Genomic DNA, 15,295 nt, shown 5'->3' with positions numbered 1-15,295 from the left:
CGCCCGCCGCGGTCAGCTCACGCGACGCGGCCTACAGGTCGTTGCCGGCGTAGGAGAGGTTGAAACTCTTGTTCGCGAGTGGAAAGTCGGGAACGATTGTTTCCGACAGGGCCTGCGGCACAGCGGGCCAGTTCAGGAACGACGGGTCGACGATCTTGACCCGGGCGAGCGTGCCGTCGGCGGCGAGTTCGACCCTGTGCGTTGCCGTACCCCGCCACGCCTCGACCAGAGCCAGCCCGGTGCCGGCCGAGGTCGGGTTCAGGCTGTGCGCGGTGCCCGTGTGCCCCTGCAGTCGCTTGAGCAGGTCGAGCAGGATAGCGGTCGACACCTCGACCTCCCGAGCGCGCACGGTGTAGCGAGCGAGCACGTCGCCGCCGTCCTCGGTCACGACGTGAAAGACCTCGCCGAGATTGACGAACGGATGCTCAAGGCGGGCATCGGTGTCGATGCCGGAAGCTCGGGCGACATAGCCGAGCGTGCCAAGCGTGGTCGCATGGGCGCGGGAAAGGCGGGCCGTGCCGGTGAAGCGGCCACGCACGATGGCGTGGCCGAGCGTGATCTCGGCTAGTTCGGCCATGGCTGCGGCAATATCCGCCAGATCGTCGGAGCTCGGCAGGGCGTTGACCCTGGTGCCACCGACGCTGAGGGCGCTGCGGAGCAGACGATGCCCGGTGACTGACTTGTTGATACGCATGAGTTGCTCACGCAGGCCCTGAGCCCGCGCGTCAATGATGCCAAAGCCCACATCGTTGGCGAGCGAGCCCAGGTCTGTGACGTGGTTGTACAGCCGCTCAAGCTCCAAGAGCAGGGCGCGCAATAGCCGGTCGGGTTCGGAAACCTCGATGCCAGCGGCCTGCTCGACAGCCATGACGAATGCGAGGGAATGGCCGACGGCAGTGTCCCCGCTGATTTGCTCGGCGAGCAGCACGCCCTCGGCGGCGCTCTTGCCCTCGAAGACCTTCTCGACTCCGCGGTGCAGGTACCACTGACGGGCTTCCATGCGCACGATCGTCTCGCCGACGACCGAGAAGCGAAAGTGTCCGGGCTCGATGATCCCGGCGTGAATCGGTCCGACGGCGATCTCATAGACCCCGGGACCTTCGACCGGGACAAACGGGAAGGATTCCACGTCGGGCTCGAACTCGGGTACGACCGAGTTGGACTTGAGCATCGGATACCAGCCGCGCGGCCAGTGGCCGTGGCGCACCAGGCGGTGAGGCTGCGGGTGATCCCGCGGCTCGACACCGTACAGATCGCGAATCTCCCGCTCGAAGTTGCCGGCCGAAAATGACAGTTCGGCGAGGCTGGGAATCCAGGCGTCCGTGCGGGGCACGCTCACTGAAAGGTCAGCGCGCAGTGAGGGGTCGGCTCCGACAAAGGAATATATGATGCGAAACTGGTCGTTGTCTTCGTGACACGCGATCAAGGCCAGACGGCTGCCGGCATCCAACAAGGCACCGGCTGCCGTGGCCAGCCTCGAACGGTCGAGGTGACGTAGCTCGGCACCGTCGCCGGCGGCCAGTCCGCGTTCGGTGGAGCGGCCTGAGGCTAACTCGTCGGCGGCGTGGTCTTCAGGGGTCCGCTCATCGCGCATCAGTTGGTACCTCCCAGAACGGCTGTGGCCTGCAGCAACAGAGCGCCGACCGGCTCGGCCACGAAGGCGATCGTCGCTGTGGTCGCCAGGGCCAGAATGATGGGCAAAATCGGCCCATGGGTGGAATAGTCCGGGGTGAAGGCTTGCGGGCTCGGGGGCACCGTGGCCGCGGGAGCGCCGATGGTCATCTGCACGGTCAGACGGGTGAAGGCGGCGAAGATGACGAGCAGCAGCACGAGGGCAACGCCGACGACTCCGCCAAGTCCCACCGACCAGCCGGCCATGATGATGCCGACCTCGGAGAAGAAGATGCTGAACGGGGGAAAGCCTACGATGGCCGCCATGGCGATCAGCCACGGGATGGCGAGCCCGGGTCGTCGCACCAGCAGGGCCCGCACATCGGCGATCACCGGGGTGCCCTCGATCTTCAGGATCCGTCCGGAGAGGACGAACAGGGTCGCCTTGATCAGGCCATGGCCGAGAATGTAGAGCAACACCGACGGGAGGGCAGCTGGGCCGATGGCCACACCGATTGCCATGAGGCCCATGTGTTCGATGCTGGAGTAGGCCAGCATCCGCTTGTAATCGCGTTGCCGAATGAGCAGGGATGCGGCAACGAGCAGGGAGAGCAGGCCGGCGATGCTGAGCATGGTGCGCAGAAACTCCGGGCCGATCACGAGGTTGGTGATCGACTGGATGCGCAGGATGGCGTAGAGCGCAACCGAGAGCAGCACGCCGGACATGAGGCCGGAAACCGGAGCTGGGGCCTGGCTGTGGGCATCCGGCAGCCAGCTGTGCATCGGGGCCAGGCCGGATTTGGTAGCGAATCCGAGCACGGCGAGGGCGCCGCCGGCCGTGATGAGTGCCGGGTCGAGGCCTCGCGTGGACTGGCTGAGGAGTATCCAGGAGAGCGTCGGGGTATCGGTGCCGACCGAGGCGGCGTAGATCAGCACGATCCCGAGCAGCGCGATGGCTACACCGACCGAGCCGAGAATGACGTATTTCCAGGCGGCTTCGAGCGAACGACGGGTGCGGTGGTGGCCGACCAAAAAGGCGGTGGCAATGGTCGTGGCCTCGACGGCGGCCCACATCAGGCCGATGCTGTCGGCGAGCACGGCGACGGACATCGCGGCCAGGAACAGGGCGATGAGTGCCTCGTAGCCGGCGGCGTTCTTGGTGCGGCTGGACGCGGCACTGCTGAGGCCGCCCCAGGTGGAGATGAGCCCGACCGCTCCGACGACACTGAGCATGTAGGCCGAGAGGGCGTCGGCACGCAGTATTCCGCCGCCGCCTTCGGGGATATCGCCGTTCAGGACGGCGCTGATCAGGAACAGACCGGAGACCAGCACGGCGCTCGACGCTGCGACGCCGACGAAGCGTCGCAGCGATGAGCCGCGCAGCAGCAGGCTCAGGGCTGCGAAGACGAGCGGGCCGACCAGGGGAATCCACAGAACAAATGACATCAATCGTGCAACTCTCTGAGCTGATCGACGGCCGTGCCGCCGAACTTGGTGCGCATGCGGCCGGTGAACACGTGCAGAATCAGCACGACCAGCAAAACGTCGAGGGAGACCGCGAACTCGAGCAGAATCGGCACACCGCCGCTGGTGAGGAACGTCGTGGTGGCGATGCCGTTGTCGAGTACCAGAAAGCCGATCAGCTGCGAGCGGGCCCGGCGGCGGCTGATCAACAGCAGAAAGCCGATCAGTACCATGGCGAGCCCGATCGGAGCGGCGTGCCCCGTGCTGCTGTCGCCTAATCCGAAGACTCGGCTGACGACGACGTAGCTGAGGATGCTCAAGAGTGTGACGGCGAGCAGAGCGGCCGTGGGGTTGAGTCGGGTCGATTCCTGAATCTGTTTGATCGACGCCTTGGACTGGTACGCGAGCACCCAGGGCAGGCCGATGCCCTTGACCGAGAGAATGAGCAGCGACACCAGCCCCAGTTCGGATTCGCCCTCGGCGATGCCGATCACGGCCACAAGCGCGGCCAGGGCCACGCCCTGCAGCGCGAGCAGACGGATGGACGCCAGTAGGGAGTGTCGCCAGACCATGAGCGCGCTGGTCAGCAGCAGGGCTCCGGTGCACAGGCCGATCAGTTGGGGAAAGAAAGTTTCAAACACGACGGATGCTCCTCAGGCGACCAGATAAGAGGCGGTAACGGCCAGGAAGGCGAGGGCGAAGGAGCCAGCGAGCAGCTCGGGCACCTGGAACAGTCGTACCTTGGCGAGAAAGATCTCGCCGACGCTGAGCAGCACCCCCAGCACCAGCACCTTCACGGCGATCGAGACGACGCCAATTAGGAGGCCCAGGGCACTGAAATCGGTGACGATGCCCCACGGCACGATCAGGTTGCTGACCAGGCCGAGCAGGGCGGCCAGCTTCAGCCAGGAGCCGACTTCGAGCCAGGCGAGGTCGCGTCCGCTCGCTTCGAGCGTCATCGCCTCGTGCAGCATGGTCACCTCAAGGTGGGTGCCGGGGTTATCGATGGGTAGTCGGGCGGTCTCGGCCATGATGGCGATCGACAGCGCGACGAGGGCCAGCACGCTGACCGGCGAGATGATCAGCTCGGGGGAGAGCAGTCGGGTTTCAACGATGACCGACAGGGTGCTGGTTCCGGCCGGAATCGAGAACGCGTAGACCGAGAGCAGCAGGGTTGGCTCAACCAGCGCGGCGACCGTCATGTGTCGGCTGGACCCCATGCCGCCGAAGGCGGTACCGCCGTCGAGGCCGACGAGGGCGAGGGCGACGACGCCGATCAGCATGATGGAGACGATGACGAACAGGTCGCTGGGAATCAGCGCGAACGGAATGGTTCCCACCAGCGGCAGCAGCACGCAGAGCAGCAGGCTCGACACGACCAGGGCGACCGGACCGACGCGCAGCATCCAGCTGCTGTCGGTGCCGCGCACCGGGTTCTTCGCGAGCAACTTGCGCAGGTCCCGCCAGGGCTGCCAGATTCCGGCGCCGGCGCGGCCCTCGATCGTGGCTCGCACCTGCCGGATCACACCCATTAGCAGTGGTGCAAGGAACACGAACAGGACAACCTGCACGAGGGCGATGATGATGGCGCTCATATCGTTCACAGGGAGACCACAATCAGGACGATCAGTAGGGCGACGAAGGAATAGGTGAGGTAGCGGTGAATGCTGCCGTTGGCGACGTGGCGAGCGGCTTTGCCGTAGCGCTGGAACAGGTTGAGCACCGGCCGATACAGTCGGGTTTCAATCACGTCGGAGACGGTTTGTTCGACCCGCACGTGTTCCACTAGGTAACGGGACTCAGCCACGTGGGTGACCTGTACGTCTCGCGAGGGCTTGAGCACGTCGTCGAAGACTCGAACCAGCGGCTCGGCATACGAGGTCGCGGTGTACTGCATGCGCGGCCGAGCCCTGGAGCCGCCGCCGCCCCAGGGCAGGTCGACGGTGCGATGCGGATGCCGACGGGCCGAGACGATGATCGCGACGATCACCGGGATCGCGACGAGGGCCGACAGCACGACGAGCATGATCGGGTCGAGCACAGCGCCGATGCCCGGCAGCGAAACGCCGCCGAGGCCGACCGTTTGCACCGCGGCCGTCGGGTCCGAGCTGACCGTGGTGGCCACGAGCGCGGCGATCGGTCCGGGTAACAGTCCGAGGGCGAGCACGGACAGGGCGCCGAGGGCGAGTGAAATACGCATCAGCGACGGCACTTCGCGGGCATCCGCTGCCTCTACACTGCGTGGGCGAGCGAGGAAGGCGATGCCGTAGGCCTTGACGAAGGTCAGCAGGGCCAGTCCCGCGGTCAGGGCGATCACCGCGACGGCGATCGGCATGGCAACGGATGCTGCGATCGAGACGACCGCCCCACCCTGGCGACCGCCGTGAATGAGCGACTGCAGCAGCATCCACTCGGCGACGAAACCGCTTGTGATCGGGATGGCGGCGGCGCCGAGGCTGGCGATGCCGAAGGCGACAGCGGTAACGGGCATGCGGGCGCCGAGCCCGCCGAGCCGGTCGAGGTTGCGTTCGCCGGTGGCATGAATGATGGCGCCAGCACCGAGGAACAGCGTGGACTTGAACGCGGCGTGACTGACCGCGAGAAGCAGAGCAGCGACGAGCGCGGCATCCGCTGCCGCCGTCGCGTCGTAGCCGCGCAGCAGCATACTCGCGCCGAGGCCGAGAAAGACCAGGCCCATGTTTTCGGTGGTGGAGTAGGCGAGCAGCACCTTGAGGTCGCTCGAAACGGAGGCCTGCAGAATGCCGTAGAGCGCTGACGCCCCGCCGACCAGCATGATCGCGATGCCCCACCAGGCCGGGCCGTCTGGCAGGAGCCGAACGCAGACCAGCAGGCCGCCATAGACGCCGATCTTGACCATGGCGCCGCTCATCGCGGCCGAGACGTGGCTCGGGGCTTCTGGAAGCACCCGGGGAACCCAGACGTGCAATGGTACGAGCTCGGCCTTGCCGCCGAAGCCGAGCAGAAGCAGCACGAAGGCAACGTTTGCTGCCGCGGAGCCGGGTTCGATGGCCTGCAGGTTGCTGAAGCTGGTGCCTCCGGAGGCGGCGGCGAGCACGGCGAATCCGGCGAGGATGAAGAAGAAGCTCAACTGCGACATAGCTGAGTACCAGATGCCGGCTGAGGCGACCGAGGCGCGGCTGGCGTGATCGGCCAGCAGCAGTACCGTGGAACCGAGGGTCATGATCTCCCAGGCGAGCAGGAACGACACCGAGTCGGTCGCGGCCGGCACCAGCTGCATACCCACGAGGAACACCGGCATGGCGACCCAAGCGGTGCGGCTCGCGTCCGGCCCGCTGGTGGAGCTCATCGAGTAGATCGAGACAAGAATGCCGACACCCGACACGATGAGCATGAACAGGCCGCCGAGGCGGTCGGGGGCCAGCAGTAGCGGGTCCATCGGCAGGGCCACGGGAATGAGCAGGCCTCCGGTCGCGCCGAGCATCGCGGCGAGACCGGTGATAAAGCCGGTCACGGCGATTAGGGTGCAGAGGATGCCGCCGGCTCGCGACCGCAGAGACGGTGCGGCCAGGAGGGCGGTCACCACGGCCAGCGCGCCGAGGCCCAGTTGCAGCAGAAGCCCCGCTCCGATACCGGTCATCGGCCGGTCATCCGGCGTAGGGCCTGCACGATCTCGGTCGGTTCCGGCGGACTGCCCGGCACTTCGATATCGACGTGCACGAAATCAGAAACCGGCCCCACAATACCGTAGCCGTCGCGGAAGGCGCCACCGTGGATGGCGCAGTCGCCGACCGCGATGACAAATCGGGGGGTGGGGGTGGCCTCGATCGTGCGGCGCAACGGCTCGGCCATATTGCGGGTGACGCTGCCGACGATGAGCAGCACGTCAGCGTGCCGCGGTGAAGGCACCAGACGGGCGCCGTAGCGTTCCACGTCATAGACCGGGCCGAACGCGGCAGAAACTTCCAGCGCACAGTCATTGCAGCCGCCGGCGTTGATGTAGCGCACCTGCACGCTGCCACCGAAGACTTCGGCTCCGGGAAACAGGGGCGGGGCGGTCGGTGCCGGTTCGGCGATGCGTCCGCCGTGGCGAATGAGGGTGGCCAATCGAAGAAAGCTCATCGGAGCCCCTGGTATGCATGCATGTTCACGAAGCTGGAGCCTTCTATGGGGAGCGCGAAGTCGAAGGGTGAAGGGCAGGCGACGGATTCTGCGGCGCGTCTGGTTAGGTGTAAGACTACCAGCGCAATTAACTTCATTACTTCTTTATATATCTATATGAAGAATTTAGCAAATAGATCAAACCGTGCTCAGGCGTGTCGGTCGAGCAGTGGGGTGAGTCGATAGGGGATGACCTCGCCCATCGCGAGCGAGGTCTCGGTGCGCTCGACCCCATCACAGGCGAGGATCGTGCCATCGATCCGAAACAGATCGGCGGCATCCGTGCAGACCACGCGTACGAGCAGATCGGCCTGCCCGCTCATGCCGTGCGCTTGCACGATTTCAGGAATTTTGGCAAGATCGATCACGATTTGACCGAGGCGCTTCTGCTGCACATGTACCTCGATGAACGCGGTCAGTGGGTAGCCGAGAGCGGCCGGATTGATGCGGCGGTCGAAGGCTAGAAAAGCGCCCGAATCTTCCAAACGTTTCATGCGGGCCTGCACGGTATTGCGCGACAGCCTCAGGGTGTCGGCGAGGGCGACGAAGGTGCTGCGCGGGTCGGCCGAGAGGGCTTGCAGGAGCTGAGTGTCGGTTTTGTCAAGGCTGTACATAGTGCAAAATTTTAACATGGTCCGGCAAGTCTGAATAGGGCACTCTGCTCACTTTTTTCGCCGGTGGTTGTGCTCTCTGTGGGGTCGACATAGGCTCAGGCCAACTTTAGCAACGACGCTCGGAGCGAACCATGATCGATTTCTCCCCTCAACCGGTGCAACTTCTCTCGCTTGACGGCGAGCGGATGCCCCGGCCTGACTTAGACCCTTGGGTCGATGATCTCGACGGGCTGGCACTGCTGGCCCTGTACCGCGACATGGTCGTGGTGCGCCGGATCGACACCGAGGCGACCGCGCTGCAACGACAGGGCGAACTCGGACTGTGGCCGCCACTGCTCGGCCAGGAGGCCGCCCAGGTCGGCTCCGCCCGTGCCCTGCGTGACGATGACTTTATCTTTCCGAGCTACCGCGAGAACGCCGTCGCCTACTGCCGCGGAGTCAACCTGACCGACATCGTCAAGGTCTGGCGTGGCAACGCCCAGTCCGGCTGGGATCCGTACACGGTCAATATGGCGACCCCGGCGATCATCATCGGCGCGCAGACCCTGCACGCCACAGGGTGGGCGCTCGGCGTGCAGCGGGATGAGGTCGATTCCGTCGCCATCACCTACTTCGGCGATGGTGCCACGAGTGAGGGCGACGTGAACGAGGCCATGGTGTTCGCGGCAAGCTTCCAGGCTCCGGTGGTCTTCTTCTGCCAGAACAACCACTGGGCCATCTCCGAACCGGTGGGGCTGCAGGCGCACCGCCAGATCGCTGATCGAGCGCCGGGCTTCGGTATTCCGAGCCTGCGCATCGACGGTAATGACGTGCTCGCGGTCATGGCAGCGACCCGCATCGCTCTCGACCGGGCCCGCACCGGTGGCGGCCCTACCTTCATCGAAGCGGTCACCTACCGTATGGGACCGCACACCACAGCGGATGACCCCAGCCGCTACCGAGACCCAGCCGAACTTGCTGAGTGGAAGACCCGTGATCCGCTGCTGCGGCTGCACCGGCTGCTGGAACGGCTTGAGGTAATCACCCCCGAGGTCGAAGCCGAGACCCAGGCCATTGCCGATGCCGTAGCCGCCGAACTACGCGCTGGCTGCATCGGTCTGGCCGACCCGGAACCGCTGAGCGTGTTCGACCACGTATACACCACCCCGAACGCGACCCTGGAGCGCCAACGCACCGATTATGCCGGCTACCTCACGAGCTTCGGCTCTCAGCCTGGAGAAGGACGATGACCATGACTACCCTGATGACCCCCGCAACCGTGTCCACCGTTCCGGGCCTCACTGTGCCGGCTTACACCGAACCGGCGCCGACCCCGTTGAGAGAGACGAAGACCCTCACCCTCGGCAAGGCCATCAATGAGGGCCTACGACAGGCGATGCTCGACGACCCCAAGGTCGTGCTGCTCGGCGAAGATATCGGAGCCCTCGGCGGCGTCTTCCGCGTTACGAGCGACCTACAGGCACAGTTCGGCGTCCGCCGCGTCATCGACACGCCGCTCGCCGAATCGGCGATCATCGGCACCGCGGTCGGTCTCGCCTACCGCGGTTACCGCCCGGTTTGTGAGATTCAGTTCGACGGTTTTATCTTTCCAGGCTTCGACCAGATCGTCAGCCAGGTCGCGAAATTCCACTACCGTACCCAGGGGGCTGTGCGCATGCCGATCACCATTCGGGTGCCGTTCGGCGGCGGTATCGGCGCGGCCGAGCACCACTCCGAATCGCCGGAGGCCTACTTCGCTCACACCTCCGGCCTGCGGGTGATCGCTGTCTCCAACGCGCAGGATGCCTACAGCCTCATTCGGCAGGCCATCGCGAGCGACGACCCGGTGCTCTACTTCGAGCCCAAGCGCCGCTACCACGTGAAGGGTGAGGTCGTGCCAGAGCTCGGCGCTCCAATGGAGCAGGCCGTCATCGTCACTCCGGGAACGGATGTCACGCTCCTCACCTATGGCGCGCTCGTGTCGACCGCGAAGGATGCGGCGCTCGCCGCGGGCGATGAAGGCGTTTCGATCGAGGTCATCGACCTACGGTCGCTGTCCCCGGTGGATTATGCGGTGGTGGAGGCATCCGTTCGTAAGACCGGGCGTCTGGTCGTGACCCACGAGGCGGCGCAGTCGGGCGGACTCGGCGGCGAGATCATCGCGACCGTCACCGAACGCTGCTTCAGCTACCTGGAATCCGCCCCGGTGCGGGTGACCGGCTTCGACGTGCCATACCCGCCGGCCAAGCTCGAAAGCCACCACCTGCCCGACCTGGACCGTATTCTCGACGGCGTCGACCGCGTGATGGGGCGACGATGATCAAGGTGTTCAAGCTGCCCGACCTCGGTGAGGGGCTTACCGAGAGCGAGATCGTAGCCTGGCTGGTCGCGCCGGGCGATGAGGTCGCGCTCAATCAGCACATCGCCGACGTCGAAACGGCCAAGGCCGTGGTCGAATTGCCGAGCCCGTTCGCCGGTGTGGTGAGCGAGCTGCACCGTCCGGCTGGTGTGGTCGTGCACGTCGGCGAGCCGATCGTCAGCTTTGACGTGGTTGGCGATGCCGACACCCCCGATGCCGGTGCAACGGATGCCGACACCCCCGATGCCGGTGCAACGGATGCTGCGGCCCCCGCTCAAGCTGAGAAACGCGAGGCCAACCTGGTCGGCTATGGACCCGCCGTCGAGCGCGGCGGCCACCCGCAGCGCCGAGCCCGACCGGGTGGCGGAGCGGCGGTCTTAGCCAGCGGGCTCGCCGTTGATGATCCTGCAGAAGATGGTTCCGCTGGCGGTCAGGCCGTTGGCGACACTGCTGCTTCCGTCGGCCGGGCAGCGCCAGACGCCGGGACCTCTGCCGTCACCGACCAGGTGACGTCCGTCGACCAGCCCGCAGTAACATCCGGTGCAGACCGGCCGCGCTCGACGCCGCCGGTGCGCGCCCTGGCCCGCGACCTCGGCATAGATCTCACCACGGTCACCGGAACCGGGCGCGACGGCCTGATCACCAGAGATGACGTGCGCGCCCACATCACCAAGTCGGTGCCGGCGACCGGTCTGCCCGTAACGACGCCCGACCGATCCGGGCCAGAAGCGTTCCCGCGGGAGACCCGCGCGCCGATCAAGAGTCTGCGTAAGCTCACGGCAAAGGCCATGGTGCAGAGCGCGTTCACGGCACCGCACGTGACCGAATTCCTCACCATCGACGTTACGCCGACCGTGGAGCTGCTCTATTCCCTGCGTGCCGACCGGGGCTTTGCCGATGCCGGCATTGGAATCCTGACCGTGGTGGCCAGGGCGCTCTGCATCGCCGTTGGCCGCACGCCCGCGGTGAACACCCGGTGGGATGAGTCGGCCGGCGAAATCGTGCAGTTCCACTACGTGAACCTCGGCATCGCTGCGGCCACCCCGCGTGGCCTGGTGGTGCCGAACATCGTCGACGCCGACCGACTCGACCTGCAAGGCCTCGCCGCGGCGCTCGCCGAACTCACGACGGCAGCCCGGGCCGGCACGACCGCCCCGGCGGCACTGTCCGGCGGCACGATCACGGTCACGAACATCGGGGTGTTCGGTATCGATGCCGGCACGCCCATTTTGAACCCGGGGGAGGCGGCGATCCTCGCGATGGGCGCCATCCGTTCGCGACCGTGGGAGTATCGCGGCCAGATTGCATTGCGCAAGGTGCTCACGCTCAGCCTGTCCTTCGATCATCGTCTGGTCGATGGCGAGCAGGGCTCCCGCTTTCTCGCCGACATCGGCACCATCCTCGCCGACCCGGCCCGGGTTCTGACCATGATCTAGCCCGGGCTGATCCGCGCTCACGCCTGCGCGTCGTGGCCAATTCAGGAAATCAGGTCGAAGTGAGGGCCTCAAGCGCGATTCTCGGGTGGTTATCCGACGGTTTTCCTGAATTAGCCACGCGGTGGGCCGGCATTTCTGCAACCATCCCCGGCACTCGTCGACCTCACCCAGCTCGCTGCGCATAACTCCTGCATCTTGTATGACTGACCGAAAAGTTCCGCGGAATTCCGGGGTACCTAATTTCTAATTCAGCAGATTTCAGGAGTTATGCACCAGACGGGCGGTTGACCGGGGCGCGGCAGCGGAGGACAGTGGAAGCATGAACGCTCACGGAGCACTCCTCGCCCCCTTCACGACGAAGAAGCAGTTGGCCGACACCGCTTTTGTGCACCTCGACGGGTGCCTGCACGCCTCTTTCCGCACCAAGAACTTCGCCTCAGCCCTCGAACTGGTCAACCGCGTTGGCGAAGTGGCGGAGCAGATGAACCACCACCCCGACCTGCGCCTCGGCTACGGCACCGTCTCGCTCATTCTCACTTCGCACGATGTTGGAGGAGTCACCGCTCGCGACGTCGCGCTCGCCGCGCGGGTGCAGCAGATCGCCGACAGCCTTGGTGCGACCGCTCGCCACCAGCAGCCAGCCCGCTACGACATCGCAATCGACTGCGCAGACGCGGATGCCGTGCGCCCATTCTGGCGGGTCGGTCTCGGCTACACCGAGGTCGCCGGCGACGACGGTATCGAGCTGGTCGACCCGCGTGGTCTCGCCCCCAAGGTCTGGTTTCAGCACATGGAAATCGCCCGCACCGACCGTAACCGCATCCACTTGGACGTCTACGTTCCGAGCGACGATGCCGAAGGTCGGGTCGCGGCCATGCTCTTGTGCGGCGGCGTACTGCTCACCGACGAACACGCACCCGACTGGTGGGTCCTCGCCGACGTCGAGGGCAACGAGCTCTGCGTCTGCACCGCCGCCTTTTGATTCGAGCGTGCAGTGCAGCTTCCGTCACGCGGAGGTGGCTACTGCATGGGGTGGTAGAAATGCAGGCCCACAAGCGCGCCAGCAGGGTCTGCCAAACAGTTCTACCGGTGTCGATTAGGACGCCCATATGCGACACTGGCGATCCGCCGCGACGAGACCGTTGGTGCTGCTGATACTGGCTGGCTGCTCAGTGCCGCCACCCACAACCGCCACCCACAACCGCAACCCACAACCGCAACCCACAACCGCTCTTGTCGGTGAAATACTCCTCGTCGCTCGGTCTCTGCTTGTAGAAGGGCCAGTCCTCATCGACCTCTCGAAACCTGTGGCTGAACTGGGATCTACCCATAACGATGGTGAGGCGCGGAGTCAGCGGACGCTGATCGCACAGTGTGGAACGAGGAGGGCTCCGTTCAGGTCATCGCTGGTCAACCGGGACCAGTGCAGCGAGTGCCATTTCGGTCAGCACCCTCCGCACATCGGTGCGCGGAGCGACGACGGCGCTGTGCGGCGTCGAATTCAGCAGGCCGAAGGTCGCGTGGGAGCGAATGCGCAGCAGCGTCTCATCGACCGTGGGATGCACCCGGTGCAACACCTCCACCCAAAGTTCCACGTACTCGCGTTGCAGCAGGCGCACGCGGTGGCGGTCGGACTCGGCGAGGCTGTCGAGGTCGCGGTCCTGCACCCGGATCACCTCAGGGTTCGACAGAGCGAAGTCGACGTGAAAGCGCACGAGGTCGCTCAGCGCGGCCGCGGCATCCGTTGTCTCAGCCACGACGGCCCTGCCACCTGCCACGAGGTCCTCGCTCACGTCGATGAGGAGAGCGGCGAGCACGGCTTGCTTGCCGCTGAAATGCCGGTAGACGGCGGGTCCGCTCACCCCGACGGCCGCGCCGAGATCTTCGATCGAGACCCCGTTGAAGCCTGAGCGCGCGAACAAGGAGGCCGCCGCACGGAGCAGGGCGGAGCGCCGGTCGGCCTTGGCCTGGCTGCGTGTGGTTCTCTGTGTGCTGGACATTTCAGTTAACACTAGCTAGCCTGATTTGAGTTACCGAACATTAACTGTGATTGGCACCCAGTCGAAGGAGACGCAGCCGGCGATGCACGTACTCACCAGTGAACTCGACCACACCGCTCCGGACTTTCTCGCCAACGACACCGGACAACGCGCCCTCGTCGCCGACCTTCGCTCGAGGCTGGCCGCAGCTACGCTCGGCGGTCCCGAGACATCCCGCCAGCGGCACGTCGCCCGTGGCAAGCTCCTGCCGCGGGACCGCGTTGACCGCCTGCTCGATGACGGCAGCCCCTTTCTCGAAATTGCACCGCTGGCCGCCAGCGGCCTCTACAACGACGACAGTCCCGGTGCCGGCCTCATCGCCGGAATCGGCCTCGTCCACGGCCGACCCGTGCTCGTGATCTGCAACGACGCCACCGTCAAGGGCGGAACCTACTATCCGCTCACGGTCAAGAAACACCTACGCGCCCAGGAGATCGCCGCCGAAAACCGGCTGCCGTGCATTTATCTCGTCGATTCCGGCGGCGCGTTTCTGCCCCTGCAAGACGAAGTCTTTCCCGACCGCGAACACTTCGGTCGCATCTTCTACAACCAAGCACGGATGTCCGCGGCCCGAATTTCGCAGATTGCTGCGGTGCTTGGCTCCTGTACGGCCGGCGGCGCCTACGTTCCGGCGATGAGCGACGAAACCGTGATCGTTCGAAATCAGGGCACCATCTTTCTCGGCGGCCCGCCGCTCGTCAAAGCGGCGATCGGTGAGATCGTCTCGGCCGAAGAACTCGGCGGCGGCGACCTACACTCGCGCGTCTCCGGCGTCACCGACCACCTCGCCGAGAACGACGAGCACGCCCTGCAGATCGTGCGCGACATCGTTTCAACTCTGCCGCTGCCGGCCGGGTCGGCCTGGCCGGTGCTGCCGGTGCGTGAGCCGGCCGTATCAACCGACGAGCTGTACGGCGTAGTGCCGGTCGACGTGCAGCAACCCTACGACGTGCGCGAGGTCGTGGCCCGGCTCGTCGACGCGAGTGAATTCCACGAATTCAAGAAGGAGTTCGGCACGACCCTCATCACCGGATTCGCCCATCTGCACGGCCACCCGGTGGGCATCGTCGCCAACAACGGCATTCTGTTCGCCGACTCCGCTCTCAAGGGGGCCCACTTCATCGAACTGTGCGACCAGCGCGGCATTCCACTGCTTTTTCTGCAGAATATCTCCGGGTTCATGGTCGGCAAGGACGCCGAGGCCGGTGGCATTGCCAAACACGGCGCCAAAATGGTCACCGCCGTCGCCACCACCCGGGTGCCCAAGCTCACGGTCGTCATCGGTGGCTCCTTCGGCGCCGGCAACTATTCCATGTGCGGCCGGGCCTACTCGCCCCGCTTCCTCTGGATGTGGCCGGGCAGCCGCGTGTCAGTGATGGGCGGCCCGCAAGCCGCCGCGGTGCTCGCGACTGTCAAACGCGAACAGATCGAGGGTCGCGGCGATGAGTGGTCGGCGGCGGACGAAGCTACCTTCAAGAAGCCGATCGCCGAGCAGTATGAACAACAGGGCAGCCCCTACTACTCGACCGCCCGACTCTGGGACGACGGCGTCATCGACCCGGCCGACACGCGCACCGTGCTCGGACTGGCGCTCGGAGTCTGCTCCGCCGTGCCGCTGCCCGACCCCGCCTTCGGCCTGTTTCGGATGTGACC

Annotated in this window: 13 protein-coding genes; 5 read left to right on the top strand and 8 right to left on the bottom strand. The window is 65.6% G+C overall.

Annotation, left to right across the window (positions count from 1 at the left end):
- Positions 1-31: 31 nt before the first annotated feature.
- The 7 genes from CXY71_RS19760 to CXY71_RS19730 form a co-directional block, all read right to left on the bottom strand.
- Positions 32-1,594, bottom strand: a complete 1,563-nt coding sequence (locus CXY71_RS19760; protein WP_104139665.1) for an NADH-quinone oxidoreductase subunit C — start codon at positions 1,592-1,594, stop codon at positions 32-34.
- Positions 1,594-3,057 (bottom strand): proton-conducting transporter membrane subunit, encoded by a 1,464-nt coding sequence (locus CXY71_RS19755; protein ID WP_104139662.1) that lies wholly within the window; start codon positions 3,055-3,057, stop codon positions 1,594-1,596. Before CXY71_RS19755 ends, CXY71_RS19760 begins: the two co-directional genes overlap by 1 nt.
- On the bottom strand, positions 3,057-3,716 hold the full coding sequence (locus tag CXY71_RS19750) for a hypothetical protein (RefSeq protein ID WP_104132403.1): 660 nt from the start codon (positions 3,714-3,716) through the stop codon (positions 3,057-3,059). Before CXY71_RS19750 ends, CXY71_RS19755 begins: the two co-directional genes overlap by 1 nt.
- A 12-nt stretch (positions 3,717-3,728) precedes the next feature.
- A complete protein-coding gene (locus CXY71_RS19745; protein ID WP_104139659.1) occupies positions 3,729-4,670 on the bottom strand; it encodes a respiratory chain complex I subunit 1 family protein in 942 nt (313 codons plus the stop codon).
- A gap of 5 nt (positions 4,671-4,675) precedes the next feature.
- A complete protein-coding gene (locus tag CXY71_RS19740; RefSeq protein WP_104139656.1) occupies positions 4,676-6,694 on the bottom strand; it encodes a proton-conducting transporter membrane subunit in 2,019 nt (672 codons plus the stop codon).
- Positions 6,691-7,176: an NADH-quinone oxidoreductase subunit B family protein gene (locus CXY71_RS19735; protein WP_104139653.1), complete on the bottom strand. Its 486-nt coding sequence runs from the start codon at positions 7,174-7,176 to the stop codon at positions 6,691-6,693. The genes CXY71_RS19740 and CXY71_RS19735 overlap by 4 nt, the downstream gene beginning before the upstream one ends.
- A 188-nt stretch (positions 7,177-7,364) precedes the next feature.
- Positions 7,365-7,829 (bottom strand): Lrp/AsnC family transcriptional regulator, encoded by a 465-nt coding sequence (locus CXY71_RS19730; protein WP_104139650.1) that lies wholly within the window; start codon positions 7,827-7,829, stop codon positions 7,365-7,367.
- 131 nt (positions 7,830-7,960) lie between these two features.
- Here CXY71_RS19730 and pdhA point away from each other — a divergent pair, with 131 nt between their 5' ends.
- The 4 genes from pdhA (at position 7,961) to CXY71_RS19710 (ending at position 12,585) form a co-directional block, all read left to right on the top strand.
- Positions 7,961-9,058, top strand: coding sequence for a pyruvate dehydrogenase (acetyl-transferring) E1 component subunit alpha (gene pdhA / locus CXY71_RS19725; protein WP_104139647.1), 1,098 nt, complete (start codon positions 7,961-7,963; stop codon positions 9,056-9,058).
- A gap of 2 nt (positions 9,059-9,060) precedes the next feature.
- Positions 9,061-10,128: an alpha-ketoacid dehydrogenase subunit beta gene (locus CXY71_RS19720; RefSeq protein WP_255412648.1), complete on the top strand. Its 1,068-nt coding sequence runs from the start codon at positions 9,061-9,063 to the stop codon at positions 10,126-10,128.
- A complete protein-coding gene (locus CXY71_RS19715; RefSeq protein ID WP_104139644.1) occupies positions 10,125-11,603 on the top strand; it encodes a dihydrolipoamide acetyltransferase family protein in 1,479 nt (492 codons plus the stop codon). The genes CXY71_RS19720 and CXY71_RS19715 overlap by 4 nt, the downstream gene beginning before the upstream one ends.
- Positions 11,604-11,922: 319 nt before the next feature.
- Positions 11,923-12,585 (top strand): VOC family protein, encoded by a 663-nt coding sequence (locus tag CXY71_RS19710; protein WP_104139642.1) that lies wholly within the window; start codon positions 11,923-11,925, stop codon positions 12,583-12,585.
- Between the two features lie 418 nt (positions 12,586-13,003).
- Here the strand turns inward: CXY71_RS19710 and CXY71_RS19705 are convergent, their stop codons facing one another.
- The gene (locus CXY71_RS19705) at positions 13,004-13,603 is read right to left on the bottom strand and encodes a TetR/AcrR family transcriptional regulator (RefSeq protein ID WP_104139639.1); all 600 of its coding nucleotides are present in this window, start codon (positions 13,601-13,603) and stop codon (positions 13,004-13,006) included.
- Positions 13,604-13,685: 82 nt separating this feature from the next.
- Between CXY71_RS19705 and CXY71_RS19700 the strand changes: the two genes are divergently transcribed.
- Positions 13,686-15,293, top strand: coding sequence for a carboxyl transferase domain-containing protein (locus CXY71_RS19700; RefSeq protein ID WP_104140020.1), 1,608 nt, complete (start codon positions 13,686-13,688; stop codon positions 15,291-15,293).
- The last annotated feature ends 2 nt before the right edge of the window (positions 15,294-15,295 follow it).

The organism is Cryobacterium sp. Y62 (genome assembly GCF_002929785.1).
Taxonomy (GTDB): domain Bacteria; phylum Actinomycetota; class Actinomycetes; order Actinomycetales; family Microbacteriaceae; genus Cryobacterium.
This window is presented reverse-complemented; position numbering and strand designations above follow the sequence as displayed.